The sequence below is a fragment of the Candidatus Polarisedimenticolia bacterium genome (assembly GCA_036001465.1).
GTDB lineage: Bacteria > Acidobacteriota > Polarisedimenticolia > Gp22-AA2 > Gp22-AA2 > Gp22-AA3.
This window is the reverse complement of record DASYUH010000005.1, coordinates 1-15,945: the sequence shown is the minus strand read 5'-3', so window position 1 is coordinate 15,945 and position 15,945 is coordinate 1. Positions and strand designations below refer to the sequence as shown.

At 66.7% G+C, this 15,945-nt stretch carries 10 protein-coding genes; 1 reads left to right on the top strand and 9 read right to left on the bottom strand.

Translation table 11 applies throughout. From position 1 onward, the window contains the following. Positions 1 to 47 precede the first annotated feature (47 nt). The 9 genes from VGV60_00805 to VGV60_00765 all read right to left on the bottom strand — a co-directional run bounded on the left by VGV60_00805 (position 48) and on the right by VGV60_00765 (position 14,441). The gene (locus VGV60_00805; GenBank protein HEV8699791.1) at positions 48 to 1,151 is read right to left on the bottom strand and encodes a glycosyltransferase family 4 protein; all 1,104 of its coding nucleotides are present in this window, start codon (positions 1,149 to 1,151) and stop codon (positions 48 to 50) included. 77 nt (positions 1,152 to 1,228) lie between these two features. Beyond that, positions 1,229 to 3,130 (bottom strand): asparagine synthase (glutamine-hydrolyzing), encoded by a 1,902-nt coding sequence (asnB, locus tag VGV60_00800; GenBank protein HEV8699790.1) that lies wholly within the window; start codon positions 3,128 to 3,130, stop codon positions 1,229 to 1,231. A 239-nt stretch (positions 3,131 to 3,369) separates the two neighbouring features. After that, positions 3,370 to 5,772 carry an FG-GAP-like repeat-containing protein gene (locus VGV60_00795; GenBank protein HEV8699789.1) on the bottom strand — a complete coding sequence of 801 codons (2,403 nt, stop codon included), beginning with the start codon at positions 5,770 to 5,772 and terminating at the stop codon, positions 3,370 to 3,372. A gap of 252 nt (positions 5,773 to 6,024) precedes the next feature. Next, positions 6,025 to 7,230, bottom strand: coding sequence for a UDP-N-acetylglucosamine 2-epimerase (non-hydrolyzing) (wecB, locus tag VGV60_00790; protein HEV8699788.1), 1,206 nt, complete (start codon positions 7,228 to 7,230; stop codon positions 6,025 to 6,027). 12 nt (positions 7,231 to 7,242) lie between these two features. Further along, entirely contained in the window at positions 7,243 to 9,165 is a 1,923-nt protein-coding gene (gene asnB, locus VGV60_00785; GenBank protein HEV8699787.1) for an asparagine synthase (glutamine-hydrolyzing), read from the bottom strand. Between the two features lie 19 nt (positions 9,166 to 9,184). After that, entirely contained in the window at positions 9,185 to 10,645 is a 1,461-nt protein-coding gene (locus tag VGV60_00780) for a glycosyltransferase family 4 protein (GenBank protein HEV8699786.1), read from the bottom strand. 2 nt (positions 10,646 to 10,647) lie between these two features. Then, positions 10,648 to 11,526: a glycosyltransferase family 4 protein gene (locus VGV60_00775; protein ID HEV8699785.1), complete on the bottom strand. Its 879-nt coding sequence runs from the start codon at positions 11,524 to 11,526 to the stop codon at positions 10,648 to 10,650. Between the two features lie 419 nt (positions 11,527 to 11,945). After that, a complete protein-coding gene (locus tag VGV60_00770; protein HEV8699784.1) occupies positions 11,946 to 13,307 on the bottom strand; it encodes an oligosaccharide flippase family protein in 1,362 nt (453 codons plus the stop codon). A 102-nt stretch (positions 13,308 to 13,409) separates the two neighbouring features. Beyond that, positions 13,410 to 14,441, bottom strand: coding sequence for a glycosyltransferase family 2 protein (locus VGV60_00765; protein ID HEV8699783.1), 1,032 nt, complete (start codon positions 14,439 to 14,441; stop codon positions 13,410 to 13,412). 11 nt (positions 14,442 to 14,452) lie between these two features. Here VGV60_00765 and VGV60_00760 point away from each other — a divergent pair, with 11 nt between their 5' ends. Continuing rightward, positions 14,453 to 15,394 (top strand): methyltransferase domain-containing protein, encoded by a 942-nt coding sequence (locus tag VGV60_00760; protein HEV8699782.1) that lies wholly within the window; start codon positions 14,453 to 14,455, stop codon positions 15,392 to 15,394. The last annotated feature ends 551 nt before the right edge of the window (positions 15,395 to 15,945 follow it).

The window sequence follows — 15,945 nt, the reverse complement described above, 5'->3', positions numbered from 1 at the left end:
AGGATCGAGTGCGATCACCGAAGTGAACCTGCGGCCATGGGGAGACGCTACCCTGCGCGGTACGCTTCCGCCCACTGACCGCGCACGGCGGGCCAGGTGTACTTCTCCACCTCCTGGTTCGCCCGCCGGGCCATGAGCAGTGCTCGGTCGGGACTCTGCAACAGGCTTGCGATGGCCTTCGCCGTCGCTTCCGGATCCCGCGGTGCCACGAGGAGCCCGGTCTCTCGGGAGCGGACCATGGCCCCGATATCTCCGGTGGCCGTCGAGACCACGGGCAGCCCGGAGGCAAACGCTTCCAGCACGGACACCGGCTGGTTGTCCAGGACGGAGGAATTGACGAAGATGTCGTGCTCGTCGTACAGGCCGGGCAGCGCCGGTCTATCCGCCTTCCCCACGAAGCGGATGCCGCCTGCTCCGAGGGAAGCCGCCAGGCGGCGGAGCCTCTCTTCCTCGCTTCCGTAGCCCACGATGGTGAGCGTCGCCTCCGGGTACCGCGCCTTGAGGAGCGCGAAGGCCTGGAGGGTGATGTCCACGCGGTAGTACGGCTCGAGGTTCCGCGTCGACAGAAGCTTGGGGCGCAAGGGGACGCGCTCCCGATAGCGGAAGCGCGAGGTGTCCACCAGGTTGCGGATCACGCGCACCCGGTAGCCGTGGTGGGCGAAGACGGTTCGGAGATACTCCGAGGGAACCACGATCTCGTGCGCCAGCCGCAGCCAGGGATGGACCAAGAGTCCCCAGTGGGTGAGATGGTCGTCAGCCTCGCCGCTGCGATAGTTGAGGACGACTCGCTTCCCCATGATGCGTCCGGCCACCATGGCCGGCGCCGGGCCCAGCAGGAACGACCAATAGGAGGCGGAGAAGACGTGCACGGTATCCGCCCGTCGAAGCCGCCGCAGGCTGGCGACGAAGAGCGCTTCGTTGATGATCGTCCGGACATAGGCGATCCGCCGGAGCCACCGCAGTCCAGGGGGAAACGCCGGGTTGACGGGCAGGAACGTGACGGCGTGGCCTTCGGTGGCCAACACCTGCGCCAGCGCTTCCGCCTGGACGCCCTGACCTCCGATGATCTCGAGGGAAGGCGCCACCATGGCCAGGCGAAGGCACGAATCTTCGAGGGCGGCGTTCCGGCCGATGGCGATGGTGGTGGTCATGGCGCCGGCTCGCCACCGGCATGGATCCCGTCACCGAGCGGCTGCCGCACGTTACCCTCCACCGTGTATGCCCGCCATCACGCGGTGCGCGCGGAAGTGACGACCTCACCGGCCGCGCTCAGGGCCCTGGGAGCCCGACGTTCGTGCCGGAGCCAGGATTCGAGCGCGCAGATGTACCAAAGCGGCTTGGACACCCATCCGCGGCGCGCGGAATCCCTGAGGGCGACCAGGGCGGGCCCCGGGCGGATCCAACCTTCCTGGCCGACCAGCGGATCCGTCAAGAGGTCCTCGGCCAGCGGCCGCCAGCGGCCGGCCAGCCAGCGCTGCACGGGGATGCCGAAGCCACGTTTGCGGCCGCGCGCCACACGCTCTCCGATCCGCCGTCGCGCCAGCTCGCGCAGGACCGCCTTCAGCCGGCCGCGATGCAGTCGGACCCCCAAGGGAATCCTGGAGGCAAACTCCCAGACATCCTGATCCAGGAACGGCGAGCGGGCCTCGAGCGCATGATGCATGGTGGCGCCGTCCACCTTCGTCATGTACTCGCCCACGAAGCGCGTTCGCCGGTCATAGACCAGGAAGTCGGAGAGGATCCGCCGGCCAGCCTCCAGCGACCAGGGCATGGCGCGATCCGGTATGGTGGCCGCCGCCAGTCGCTCCCCGAGCAGGCCCTGACGCCGATACGCCGGGAGACCGTCACGTGCGATGGCGACCGCCCCCAGTCCCCCCGTCGTATAGTCGAGGAACGAACGCAGACGCCGCGACCATCCTCGGCGCGGAAGGAGGCGACGGCACGACCGCCACCCGCGGGCGGCCGCCCTCGGCACCACCCGCGCGAGGTTCCCGGCGAGCCACAGGTGGCGATGCTCCGGGTACCCGAGGAAGACGTCGTCGCCGCCGTCACCGGTCAAGAGCACGGTCGCGGCGGAAGCGACGGCCCGTGATACCCGCATCAGACCGAGCGCCGACGCACAGGCGAAAGGCTCCGCGTACGCGGAAGCGAGCTCGCCTATGTCCGGCGCGTCCAGAGCGGACACGTCGAGCACCTCGTGCGCGATCCCCAGCTGACGGGCGGTGGCCCGCGCATCCGACGATTCATCCCAGGGGTCGCCGGGCGTCCCTACCGTAAAGGCAGTGATCTTGGCCCCGAGTCGGGCCACCGCCCAGCACACGAGCGCGGAGTCGATCCCACCACTCAGCAGGGCCCCCACCGGCACGTCGGCCTGAAGCCGCTTCTCGACGGCCTGGAGGAAGAGCCGTTCCGTCTCCTCGACCGCGTCATCGAGCGAGAGCGTGTCGGACGCGCCCGGAGAGGGGACGTCCCAATAGGAACGCGTGTGCAGTCGTCCGGCCGACCACTCGACTATGGACGCGGCCGGAACCTTGAAGACGCCCCGGTAGATGGAGCGATCATCGGTCACGAAACCGAATTCGAGGAACTCCGTGACCGCCTGCCCCTCGACTTCGCCCGCGAAGCCGCCCTCGCGCAGGGCGCGGACGGTCGAGGCGAAGGCGAGCTGTCCGTTGCGGACGGCGTACGCCAGCGGCTTGACTCCCAGCCGATCGCGTACGAGGAAGAGCCGACCGGTGGCTTCGTCCCAGAGGCCGAAGGCGAACATTCCCTCGAGCCGGGCCACCAGCCGCTCGATGCCCCACTCCCGGTATCCATGGACGAGGACTTCCGTGTCCGTATTGCTGCGAAACGGATGACCCCGGTGCTCGAGATCCGCCCGCAACTCCCGGAAATTGTAGATCGCGCCGTTGAAGACCACGCCCACCTTGCCGTCCGGCGAGACCATGGGCTGGTGGCCGGCCGGGCTGAGATCGAAGATCGCGAGACGGCGGTGGCCCAGCACGGCCTCTCTCCAGACCTCGGTTCCCTCGCCGTCGGGGCCACGGCGGGCGAGCGCGCGCACCATGGTCTGGACGACACCCTTGGCGCGCGCGCCATGGACCCCGACCAGGCCAGCGATCCCACACATCAGCGAAAGGACCTCATGTTCGTACCTCGCCCACGCCGTGAATTCGCATCATTGACGGTCTTGAATCGCGACGATTCGCGAGCTGGCGTCGGGGCGAGGCCGGGAGCGGGATGCCAGGGAAGGTAGCCTGACCCGGGCATCCACGCTCACGGTGCACGTGCCGATCGGAACACGCGCCCGTTGAACCCACAAGGAGCGAGCCGATTGCCGGCCACACCCTCGGGGTCACCGGGACTCCATCATAGGACGCCGAGTACCTTGAACGTGGCGGTGACGGTGGTATTCGCGCCCATGGGCACGGTGCAGGTTCCGGTGCCCGAGCAGCCGCCGCCGCTCCAGCCCGCGAAAGCGGACAGGCCATCCGGCGTGGCGGTGAGGGTCACGCTGGTGCCGCTGTTGTAGGTCGCCGCGCAGCTGGACCCGCAGTCGATGCCGGCGGGGACGGAGGTCACGGTACCGTTGGCGACACCGAGGACGCTCTCCTTGGTGACGGTCAGCGTGAACGTCTGGGTGAACGTCGCGGTGACGGTGGTGGCTGCGTTCACGGCGACCACGCAGTTTCCGGTGCCCGAGCAACCGCCGCCGCTCCAGCCGTCGAAAATGGACCCGCTGGCCACGCTGGCGGTGAGAGTCACGATCGTGCCGCTGTCGTAGGAGGCCGAGCAGGTGGGTCCGCAGTTGATCCCGGCGGGGCTGGAGGAGACCGTGCCCGTGCCAGATCCGGGCTTGTTGACCGTGAGGGGGAACGTCTGGCGGTCGAAGGTGGCGGTCACCGTGGTGGCCGCGTTCATCGTCACCGTGCAGGTTCCGGTGCCCGAGCAGCCGCCACCACTCCAGCCGTTGAAGGTGGACCCGCTGGCCGCGCTGGCGGTCAGAGTCACCACCGTGCCGCTGTCGTAGGAGGCCGAGCAGGCCGCTCCGCAGTCGATCCCCGCGGGGCTGGACGAGACCGTACCCGTGCCCGTCCCCGTCTTGTTGACACCCAGGGTGAACGTCTGGCGGTTGAAGGTGGCGGTGACGGTGGTGGCCGCGTCCATGGCTACCACGCAGCTTCCGGTGCCCGAGCAGCCGCCGCCGCTCCAGCCGCCGAAGGTCGATCCGCTGGCCGCGCTCGCGGTGAGCGTCACCACCGTGCCGCTGTGGTAGGAGGCCGAGCAGGCCGCTCCGCAGTCGATCCCCGCCGGGCTGGAGGTGACCGTACCCGTGCCCGCTCCCGCCTTGTTGACGTCCAGGGTGAACGTCTGGCGGTTGAATGTCGCGGTCACCGTGGTGGCCGCGTTCATCGTCACCGCGCAAGTTCCGGTGCCCGAGCAGCCCCCACCGCTCCAGCCGGCGAAAGCGGACCCGCTGGCCGCGCTGGCGGTGAGAGTCACGACTGTGCCGCTGTCGTAGGAGGCCGAGCAGGTGGCTCCGCAGTCGATCCCGGCCGGACTGGAGGTCACGGTGCCACCACCCGTCCCCGCCTTGTTGGCGGTGAGGGTGTGCCGCGTGCTGCTGACGGTGCTGTTCAACAGCACGGACAGGGTGCCCCAATTGTAGTTGGCCACCGCCATGTCCTGGGTCCCGTCGCGGTTGAAGTCGTCCACGGCCACGGCGACGACACCGGCGCCGGCGACGAAGTTCTGTGCCGCCTGGAAGGTGCCGTCCCCATTGCCCAGCAGCACCGAGACGGTGCGGCCGGCGTTGCCGTCCCAGTTGGGCACCGCCAGGTCTTCCTTGTCGTCGCGGTTGAAGTCGCCAAGGGTGACGTCTACGGGACCATTACCCACATTGAAGATCACGGCCGGCCGGAAGGTTCCATCACCGTTGCCCGGCAGGACCCACAGCTTGGCGTTGAAGTAGTCGGCTACCGCCAGGTCTTGCTGTCCATCGCGATTGAAATCTCCTACCTCGATGGAGGCCGCGCCGACGGCAGGAAAGTTCCGAGCGGCCTGGAAGGTCCCATCGCCGTTGCCCAGGAGCACCGAGACGCTGTCGGCATTGAAGTTGGCCGCGACCAGGTCCTGCCGCCCATCGTGGTTGAAGTCGCCCGCGGCGACCCACAAAGGACCGCGTTGGACATCGAGGGTCCGTGCGGACTGGAAGGTCCCATTGCCGTTGCCCAGGAGCACCGAGACCGTCGTCGAAGAGGTTCCGCCCCAGGTGGCCACGGCCAGATCTTGCAGCCCATCGCCGTTGAAGTCAGTTACCACTGCGAAGTTGGGATTGCTGCCGCCCGCGGGAAAGGTGGCGGGAGCCGTGAAGGTCCCATCCCCGTTTCCCAGCAGCAGGGATATGGTGTTCGCTTGGAAGTCCGTCGTCACCAGATCCTGAAGTCCGTCCTCATTGAAGTCGGCCACGGCCACCGATTGGGGCCCCCCGCCTGTCCCGAACGTCCGGGGCGCCTGGAAGGTCCCATCGCCGTTGCCCAGGAGCACGGAAACAGTGTTGGAAATGGCGTTGGATACGGCCAGATCCCTCAGACCGTCGCGGTTGAAATCGCCCAGGGCCACGCATTGAGGATGGTCCCCGACGCGATAGTCTCCCGCCGGGGTGAATGAGACCGTATCCGCCAGCGCGAGAGTTGGAAAGGCGGAGGCGAAGAACAGGGTCGCCGGGAAAAGCAGCGACCGTTTCCTTGAGTGACTGATCTTGGTAAGCATCTCGGGCCTCCTTTGACCCACATGTGCCTCTCTGACGAAGAGCACCTTGCGGTCTCGGATCACCATTCCAGTCCGCACTGATCGTCAGCAGTCTTGGGAAAGTTGGGAAACGGAAAGGCAAGGACGATGATGGAAACGCGTAGACGACGCTCGATGTCCCGCTGAACCTGCCCTCGGGATTCACTGACCGTCCAGGCACGCGGCGGGCCCTGGCCCGAGGGCGGACGCAGCCGATCCGGCCGAGGATGGGAGCTAGCGCATGATGCTTTCGGAGAGCCGCGGGAGAGCCGACACCGGCTCGCTCGCGCTGCTTCGCGGGCCGCCGAAGGCCGTGCTCAGCACTTCTTCGATACGCCGCGCCGCCTGGCCGTCCCAGTACCGGGGGACGCGGCCGTTGCCGGGGGAGCTGATGGCTTTGGCGAAGGCCGCGACAATGCGCCTTTCTTCGGTACCCGCCAGCACGTTCGTCCCCGCCGTCACCGTCACCGGCCGTTCGGTGTTATCGCGCAGGGTGATGCAAGGCACTCCGAGGATGGTGGTCTCCTCCTGGACGCCCCCGGAATCCGTGAAGACGATCCGGGCCAGGGCCTGCAACTTGAGGAAATCGAGATAGCCAAGCGGGCCAGTCATCCTCCAGCGAGCATGGTCGAAGTCGATGGCCATGGTCTCGAGCCGGGCCAGGGTGCGCGGGTGCACCGGAAAGACCAGCGGGCAAGCCGGCGTGGCCAGCCGGTCCAGGACCCCGAGCAGGGCCTGGAATGTGTCCGGGTCATCCACGTTGCTGGGACGATGCAGGGTGACGACGCCGAAGTGCCTTTCTCGCAGCCCGAGCTCCTCCAGCACGCGGGAACGCATGGCGTGCTCCTTCGCCGCGACGAGCGTATCGATCATGACGTTCCCGACGAAGAATACCCTCTCGTCGGGGATGCCTTCCTTGCGCAGGTTGTCCAGGCCGGCGGGATCGGACACGAAGAGGAGATCGGACATGGCATCCGTGAGCCGGCGGTTGATCTCCTCGGGCATGTCGTCGTCGTGACTCCGCAACCCCGCCTCGACATGGATCGTGACCGGCCGCCGGCGCCAGCCGAACGTCCAGCGGAACCGCTTCTCGACACTGAGCTCGAACTTGGCCGCCGCCAGGGCGCAGGCCACCGTCGAATTGACGTCTCCGACCACCACGATCGCCTGCGGCTGCTCGGCTTCGAGGACGGGCTCGAACCTCTTCATGACCTCTGCGGTCTGCGCCGCGTGGGTACCGGAGCCCACCGCGAGCTCGATGTCGGGACGGGGAATGCCGAGCTCGTCGAAGAAGATCCGCGAGAGTTTCTCGTCGTAGTGCTGGCCGGTGTGGACCAGCCGCACCTGGAAGAGCGTGCTCCCGGCCAGCGCCCGCATGAGCGGCGCCACCTTCATGAAGTTCGGCCGGGCGCCGGCGACGCAGAGGATCTTAACGGCCATGGGAGCCCTCGCTCAATGCACGACTCCGAACACGTCGGCCCACGTCGAAAAGACCAGCAGCGACCAGAGTTGCGGCCCTCGGTCGACGCCCGCCTCGTGCTCCCGCACGAGAGAGAGCACCTTGGTTTGGTCGAAGAGCCCACGCTCGACGAACGACCGCGAATGAATCGTATCCAGGGCCAGCGTCTTGAGCTCGCCGCGGAACAGGTTCTGCAGCGGCACCGGGAAGCCCAGCTTCTTCCGGCGAAGGATGGGCGGCGGGACCTTGCCTGCGAAGGCCTTTCGGAGAACGTACTTCGTCGTGTAGGCGCCGCCCCCGTTCCGCCGCACCTTCATGTGGGCGGGCAGGCTGGCCGCGAATTCGACGAGCGTGTGGTCCAGGAAGGGGACGCGCAGCTCGAGGGAATGCGCCATGGTCATCTTGTCCGCTTTCAGGAGAAGGTCATCCGGCAGCCACTGTTTCGTGGACACGTAGAGCATCTGGTCCAGGAACGGGAACGTGGTCGTCTTCCGATAGGCATCCAGGATGACGTCGCTGGACCGTGCCAGGGGACCTGGCGCCTTCACCCCGGGGCCGTACAGCCCGAGCTTCGCGTCCTCCGAGAACAGGCCCGGGTACTCGGGCGCCAGCACCAGCGGGTAATGGGAAGGGGGCCGGTTCGCCATCTCCAGATATCGCTGCAGACGCGAGGATCGGAACAACCGATCGTTCAGCGGGCGCAGCAGGGAGTTTCGAATCGGACCGGGGATCCTGCGGATCCAGCGCGCACGGTCGAATCCCTTGAACGAAGCCCAATAGTTGTAGCCGGCCAGCAGCTCATCGCTGCCTTCCCCGGAAAGGATGACCGTCACGTGATCCTTCGCCAGTCGAGAGACGTAATAGAGGGGGATGGAGGCGGAATCGGCCATGGGCTCGTCCATGTGCCAGACGTAGTCGCGAAGTCCCGCCGCGAAATCCTTCTGCGTGATGACGATCTCGTGATGGTCGGCTCCGTAATGCGTCGCCGCCAGCCGGGCGTAATGACGCTCGTCGTAGTCCTCGCGCTTGGCCGCGAGCTCGTGCGCGAAGGCCACCGTGAACGTCTTGATTCGCGGGACGCCCAGCTCGGCCATGGCCCCGGCGATCACGGTGGAATCCAATCCGCCGCTCAAGAGAACTCCGAGTGGCACTTCGCCGACGAGGTGGCTCTTCGTGCAGGCCAGGACCCGACGGTGGAACTCTTCGACGTACTCCCCCTCGGGGAGGTCGAGCTTCCGGGAGTAGTCGAGGTCCCAGTACTGCTCCTGCCGGACGGTGCCCTTCCGCGCGACCAGGATGTGGCCCGGCGGCAGCTTGAAGATGCCCCTGATCATGGTCTGCGGCGCCACGTTGTAGTGGAAGGTGAGATAGTCGTGCAGCGCCTGCAGGTCCAGCTTCGGCTCGATCGAGCCGAGGCTCAAGAGCGCCTTGATCTCGGAAGCGAAAGCGAGGAAATCGCCTCCACAGAAGTAGTACAGCGGCTTGATCCCCAGGCGGTCCCGTGCCAGCAGGAGCGTGTCCTGCGATCTGTCCCAGATGGCGAAGGCGAACATGCCGGTGAGCTTCTCGACGCAGCGTTCGCCTTCCTCTTCATACAAGTGCAGGATGACTTCGGTATCGCCCTGGGTCCTGAACACGTGCCCCTTGGCGAGCAGGATCTGACGGAGCTCTCGGTAGTTGTAGATCTCTCCGTTGAATGTGATCCAGACCGAGTCGTCCTCGTTGGACATGGGCTGACGGCTGCCCGCGCGGTCGATGATGCTCAGCCGCCGATGCCCGAGCCCGACATGGCGGTCGATGTGGATGCCGCCGTCGTCCGGACCGCGATGGACCATGGAGTGGTTCATGGCCTCGATCCAGGCCGCATCCACCCTCTTTTCGCTGTCGTGATAACGGATTCCCGCGATGCCACACATGACCAGGCTAGTCCAAGAGCTACAGTCGAACCTTCGTCAGCGCTCGCGCAATGCGCGGCCGCGCCCGCCCGAGGGACCCTGCGGTCGCGTCGGCGTCGAACAATGCGGCGAGCTGGCCGGTCAAGAGCCGCCGGTCGAACGCGGCAACCAGAGCCGGGTCGGCGGCCGGATTGGGGTGCCCCCTCTTCCAGGCCACGTAGGCCTCGCGAACGGCGGCCGCGATCCCGGCCTCGTCCACGGGCTCGACCACCCATGCGCCTCCCGTCCTCTGCAGCAGATCGGCGAGCGCGCCATCGGAGGTCAAGGCGAGAATGGGGCGGCCGGCGCGGAGGTATTCGTAGGTCTTCCCGGGAACCTGAAGGCTCCAACTCTCCTGCAGGAGCAGGAGGAGATCGGAGGCGGCCATTCGGCGGAGCGCCTCCGGCCTGCTCAAGGGGGGTTCCACGTGGACGCACTCGGCGAGACCACACTCTGCCGCCATCTCGGATATGCGAGGCCCGCCGGCCATGTGGCAGAACCCGAACAGGTCGACCCGAAGCTCGTCCCGGGAAAGGTCGCCGGCGTCGATCAAGCGACGGAGGGCGCGGAACAGTGGACGCGGACTGCGGCCCATGTAGAGGCTGCCCGTATAGGTGATGACGAACCTGCGGCGGTCCGGCGGTCCCGATCGGAGCGGCCGGCACTCGGGACCGCTCCATTCCGCCTCATCGTAGCCGTTCGGGATGGTGATGAACTTCTCGGCCGGGAGATGGGAGAAAGCCTGCCGCAAGAGCCTCGTGTGCCGCTCGGTCACGCACACGACGAAATCGGCTCTGGTCATCACGCGCCGCTCCAGCCACCTCTCCAGCCTCGAGGACAGCGCGCTGACCGGCTTGGGGGGCGCGACCTGTGTCCACGGGTCACGGAGGTGGACGGTCCATGGCAGGCCGGTGAGACGCTTCAGGACGAGGCCGACGAGGTGATTGGTCCAGAACGGAGCGGAGGAGAACAGGTGCGTGATCCGCCACCGATGGATGGCACGGAGGCCGGCGATCGTGGCCGGCGGGATCCAGCCGGTGTAGAGGTCGGGGGTCTGCAGGAACGACAGCACCCACCGCCGAATGCGTCCCGGCGGGCGGCTGACCTGGTCTTCCCCTGTTCTCCCGCCGGCAGGTCTCGATCTCGTCTTCACCTTCGCGTAGAACCAGAGCGGGTGCGGGAGGACGCCGGTTCGGACGATCGTCCCCGGGAAGGTCCGCCGGTCGTCGGGATCGCGTTGCTCGATGTGCCGTTCCCGGACGGTGAGAACGACGGGGTGCCATCCGTACGGCGGGAGATAGCGTGCGATCTGCGCGACGGCCTGTGCCCCGACGAATCTGCAGGGCGGGAAATCACGCGCGATGACGAGCACCCTCTGGGCCGGTGCCCCTTCGGCCGACTCGTCCCGGACGCGTGTCGCCGTCCGCTCGCCCATCGAAACCACCCCCGTCGGAAGTCCCATCCCTAACCGCCCAGGGCGAGAGGAGCCCTTCGCGAGTACGTCGCTTCACTGGGCGTCTCGATCCCGAATTGCCTTCTCGCCAGAGACAGGATGTCCTCTCCGTACTGGTCACACGAATATCGGCTGCACGCGACCTGCCGGGCATTCCGACCCATCTTCCTGCGCAAGTCCTCGTTCTGGATGAGAAGGTCAAACCTCCCGGTCAGCTCCTCCAGCGTGGATACGCAGTATCCCGTCTCCCCGTCGACGATGACATCTGAAGCGGAGCTGAGCACCTGCGGCGGGTCATAGCGCATGCCTATACACGGCAAACCCATGAACATCGCCTCGGCATACACGACGCCGAAAGACTCGATGAGGCTCGGAAGGACGAATATGTCACTCGCGCTGTAGAACGGCGCCGGGTCGGCCTGATGACCGACGAACCGCGTTCTGTCCGCCACGCCCAGGCTGGCCGCCAGCACTGTCAGTCGCTCCCGCTCCTCGCCGTCCCCCACCACGATCAGGTACGCGCTCCTCGAGGCACACCGCGCGAACGCCCTCAACGTCATTTCCGTGTTCTTCCACTTGACCAGTCTCGAGACGGTCAGGAGCACGACGGCCGACTCCGGCACACCATGAGCCTGTCTTACCGGGCCATATGTCCGGTCACGATCGAATTTCTCCGGACTGATCCCATAAGGACAGATGTGGAAGAACCCCTTGGGAAGATCGAAGTACTCCTCCCTGAAGCGCGCGACCAGCTTCGTGGAGGCGAGATGGCACCAGCGCGAGCCCCTGTAGGATTGCTTCTCCAGCCGCTCGGCCAGGAGCGCGTCGAGCCTGGTGAACCACGATGCAGCGCCGTGCGTCTCCTCGAGGAATTCCCGCTTCGTCAGCACGGCGCCCCAATGGGAGACGATCGGAACACGTGGATAGAGGTCTCGAAAGGCCAGCGCCAGCTCGATCGATGGCGTATAGCAGAGATCCATGTGCGAAAAGTCATGTCTTCCCAGGGCCCGCTTGGCTTGCATGACCCCGTAGAGATTGTGCACCCTCCACAAGGCCCGCACGCTCCGGGGAGGCGGATAGCGAAGAACCTCGATGGAAGGATGGACGGAGCCGCTGTCGAGCCCGTGGGTACACAGATGCACCTGGAGAGACCGGTCCTTGGCCCACGTGTTTGCCAGGTCCAATGCGGCATGCGCAGCGCCGGCTTCGGTATGCGCCACCGAGCCCGCGAGCACGAGCACGTTCATCGCCGACCTCCAGTCCTCATGTGCGGGACGCCTGGGCACCGGGAGCCACGATCAGTCGATCCTCACAGGCCAGGAGCGCACCGCGCAGGAGTCGCCGGCGAAGTCCGCGTGAAACGCAGGCGGGCCAGGAATCCGGGAACCGACCGGTAGAGTCTGATGTATGTCTGCAAATCACTCCCACGTGGCACGAGTGCGGTCCAGGACAGGTGGGTTTGCTTCAGGTAGTAGCCGATCAGGAGAGCCGACAGGAGACTGTAGGTCAGGGAAGAAGACAGAGCGGCGCCCGTGATTCCCATTCGGGGCACGAGCAACAGGTTGGCCAGCACGCTGAAGACGGCGGCTGCGCTCGAGGCCCAGAGGTTGTAGCGCGGCTTCTGGAGCGCGAGCAATTCTGCCAACAGCACCTTGGCTCCGCTCAGGGGCACGACCCCGAGAAGCAACCACCGCAGGGGTGCCACGGTGGGCGAGAACCTGGGCGAATAGAGGATCCTGACGAGCATGTCGGCCGAGACGAAGATCGCGACGGACGCCGCTGCCGTCCAGACCATCACATGGCGCGCGAGAACCGCGGTCAGAGCGGGATCTCGCGAGCGTGAATTCGTGAGATGGGGCAGGAGCACACTGCTGACGGCGCCCGGGAGGATCCACATCCGGTCGACAAGGCTCAAGGCGATCACATAGAAGCCGAGATCCACGGGAGGGAGGAAGGCCGCGATGATGAGCGCATCCATCCGGGCGTTGAGGTATCCAGCCATGTTCGATGCATGCGCCGGGACGGCGAGCCGGAGGGTGCGCCTGAAGAGGGGCTTGTCGAACTGCGGGTCTCCCCAGATCTTCACCTGCCTGAGCATGAAGCCCATCACGGCGAGGCCGGCGATGTCGAGCAGGAAGTTGACGCCGACGACGCCCTGGATGCCAAGCCGGAGGACGCCGACACAGGCCACGACGAGGATGAATCCAACCACCTTCGTTCCCATCATGACCGCATTGAGCATGAGGATGCGGTTCATTCCGCGAACGATGGCCTGCCAGTACCGGGTCACCAGGACCGCGGGTATGGTCGAGATCGGCAGCAGGAAGAGCCAGAACGGGGCGCGGTCCGCGGGTGGACGCCAGGACGGGGTGAGGACGAGGAACGACACGCCGGCAAGCGAGATCAACGTGCCGACTGCGCCCGCGACCGCGACCGAATGCCAGAGGAGCGCGCGTCGCCGATCCGGTTCCACCCCGGCATAGACGGCATTGGCCTCTTCGAAGCCGAGGAAGCCGATCATCGTGGCCACCTCCGGCAGGAGGACGACCAGGGCCAGGAGACCGCGATCCTCGGGGCCCAGTGCTCGTGCCACCACGACGGACGATATGAGGGCGAGGACCGACAATACGATTTGAGCCGTAAACGTGCTAATTATGTTGGTCGCCAGCACTTACATGTCCAAACGCGCATCAAGGTCGTCACGCCGTTCGCGCCGCTGCGCACGATGATCATCGCGTTCGTTCGCAAGACTGGTCGCCGGGGGCGCCAGCAGTCACATGCTGTCGTTGGCACGCTGCCACGGGGGAAGCCGTTCCTGCGGCTCCCAGTCACGCTCGATCGCGAAGCGGATCAGGCCCGTCGCAAACCCCAATCCATGGCAAACGTGGAGTACCGGAAAGATGAGGCCTACGCGGGTGACGGTCGAGACCCCGTCCGGGCGGCCCACACGCACCGCCTCCACGACGAGCAGCAGCGCGTACGCGCCGAAGCCCCAGGGAGCGAGCGGTCGGAGAGCTGGAATCCCGATGAGGGCCAGGCCGCCGGCCAGCATGAGGAACGGAACCGCGGAGCGGAGAGACGGCAAGCGCGCATGCTTGAGGAACGTCCGTGCGCGGCCCATGCCGTAGCGAAAGTACTGCCGGCCCAGGGCATCGAACGACCCGCGCGGGAAGTAGTGCACGACGATGTCGCGGCTCAGGTAGACCTTGCCGCCGGCTTGCCGGATCCGTTGGTTCAGCTCGGCATCCTCGTTCGTAAAAGCGCGCCGGTCGTAGAGGCCCACGGTCTCGAAGGCCCGCCGCCGAAAGGCCCCGAGAAAGACGGTATCGACGAAGCCCTCGCCCGCGGGCGAGCGGTATCGGGCACCGCCGACCCCCAACGGGCTCGCGAGCGCCGCGCAAACCGCCTGCTGGAAACCGCTCTTCGCCTTCGCCCGTTGGGCCCCACCCACATTGTCGGCACCGGTCCGAGCCAGCGTCTGCACGCAGCGCCGGACGTAGTCGGCCGCGTATTCGCAGTGCACGTCCATGCGCACGATCAGCTCGCCGCACGCCTCGCGGATGCCCGCGTTCATCCCGCACGCTTGAAGCTGGTCGGGGTTGTCGATCACACGGATGCGCGAATCCTCCCGCGCCATCCGCTCGAGAATCTGCCGTGTCCCGTCGCTGCTTCCCCCGTCGGCCACGAGGATCTCGAGCCGCTCGGGCGGGTAGTCCTGGTGACGGACGCTCTCCAGGCAGGACACGATGAATTCCCTCTCGTTCAAGCAGGGCATGACGATGCTGACGAACGGAAGCGGAGTCATTGCGGTCCGGTATGAACTGGAAGGCGAAGGCGGTGTTCGGCCAGGTGCTCTCGGCGCTGCCCGGAAGGGCCACGCTCTACTATCTGGCCCAACGCTTCGTCACGCGATCCCTGCCGCTGCCCGATCCGGATTTCCGGATCAGGGTCGAGGCTGCGTGCTGGCACTTGGCGAACTACCAGCGGCATGGGAGGCGGCCGCTCGCGGAGGCCACGTTCTTCGAGTTCGGCGCAGGCTGGGACCTCGCGGTCCCGCTGATGCTCGCGTGGGCAGGTGTCCGGCACCAGGTGGTGGTGGACCGTGACCGGCTCGCGCGGGTCGAGCTCCTCAACTCGTCGCTTGGACGGCTCCGTGCCCTGGCCGCGGCCGACACCCGGCTGGCCGGCTGCGCGCCGCTGCCGAATCCCGCCGGGTTGCCCGCCGCGGGACCCCACACGTCCGCCGATCTGGACGCCTGGCTCTCCGGCTTTCGCATCGAATACCACGCTCCGGCCGATGCGCGGGCTACGCATCTGCAGGATGCGGCGTGTGACGCGGTCACCAACACGGCCACGCTGGAGCACATACCCGAGCCCGTCATCGCGGAGATCCTGCGGGAGATGTTCCGGATCCTCCGACCGGGCGGCGTTCTGAGCTGCGAGATCGACCCGTCGGACCATTTCAGCCATTCCGATCCGTCGATCTCGCCGTGGAACTTCCTCCGGTACAGCGAAGGCGCGTGGCGTTGGTTGAACTCGGACATGCTGTATCAGAACCGGCTACGGGCGTCTGCCTATGTCGCTCTCGTCCAGGCGGCGGGCTTCGAGATCATCCACGTGGAGACCGGCTTTCCCGCCGGCATGGACATAGAACGGATCGCGACCCCGCCCGTGCATCCGACCGCGGTGCGGTGCACGGACCGGCGGGATCTGCTGGCATCCTCGATGCGGCTCGTGGGCCGCAAGCCAGGAGGGTGAACCGGCGGCGCAGGCAGCAACGGCGAAACGATCATGCTGCGCGCAGTGGCGGCCGCGGCCGAACGTGCGGAGTCGAGCATCGCGCCCGAGAGCTCGGTGAAGTCGGCGCCCAGGTCCTTTCCATCCGTGCCGGCGCGCCGGTAGGGGCTGTTGGGCGACAGCCGGTAATCTCCCCTTGCCAGATCCATGAAGCCGACCTGGGCCAGGGAGGCCGGGAAGAAGTTGTCTTCAGGGTAGAGGGCGGCCTGGCCTCCCGCGATCACGTTGCGGCGCACCACGGCGTCGGGGAAGTACGCGGAGAGCGTGCGACTACCGACCCCGGTGCCCGTGCCAATGATGCCGTAGTCGTTGTGGGGCGTGATGTTGTTCCGATAGACGAATCCGGCGAGCGGCCCTTGGTCGGCCATGATGATGTTGCCGGTGTGAAAGGCCGTATTGTGGTCGATCACCACGTCGGCGGCCTGCGCCAGCACCTGGAAGAGCCGTCCATCACTGCCCCACCGGGCGCCGCCGACGTCGTCGAAGACATTGTTGCGAATGGTGATGCGCCG

What these genes read in the sequence shown, in the direction of transcription:
- VGV60_00805 (HEV8699791.1), bottom strand. Translation starts at nt 1,151, where the DNA reads ATGACCACCACCATCGCCATCGGCCGGAACGCCGCCCTCGAAGATTCG.
- asnB (HEV8699790.1), bottom strand. Translation starts at nt 3,130, where the DNA reads ATGTGTGGGATCGCTGGCCTGGTCGGGGTCCATGGCGCGCGCGCCAAG.
- VGV60_00795 (HEV8699789.1), bottom strand. Translation starts at nt 5,772, where the DNA reads ATGCTTACCAAGATCAGTCACTCAAGGAAACGGTCGCTGCTTTTCCCG.
- wecB (HEV8699788.1), bottom strand. Translation starts at nt 7,230, where the DNA reads ATGGCCGTTAAGATCCTCTGCGTCGCCGGCGCCCGGCCGAACTTCATG.
- asnB (HEV8699787.1), bottom strand. Translation starts at nt 9,165, where the DNA reads ATGTGTGGCATCGCGGGAATCCGTTATCACGACAGCGAAAAGAGGGTG.
- VGV60_00780 (HEV8699786.1), bottom strand. Translation starts at nt 10,645, where the DNA reads ATGGGACTTCCGACGGGGGTGGTTTCGATGGGCGAGCGGACGGCGACA.
- VGV60_00765 (HEV8699783.1), bottom strand. Translation starts at nt 14,441, where the DNA reads ATGACTCCGCTTCCGTTCGTCAGCATCGTCATGCCCTGCTTGAACGAG.
- VGV60_00760 (HEV8699782.1), top strand. Translation starts at nt 14,453, where the DNA reads ATGAACTGGAAGGCGAAGGCGGTGTTCGGCCAGGTGCTCTCGGCGCTG.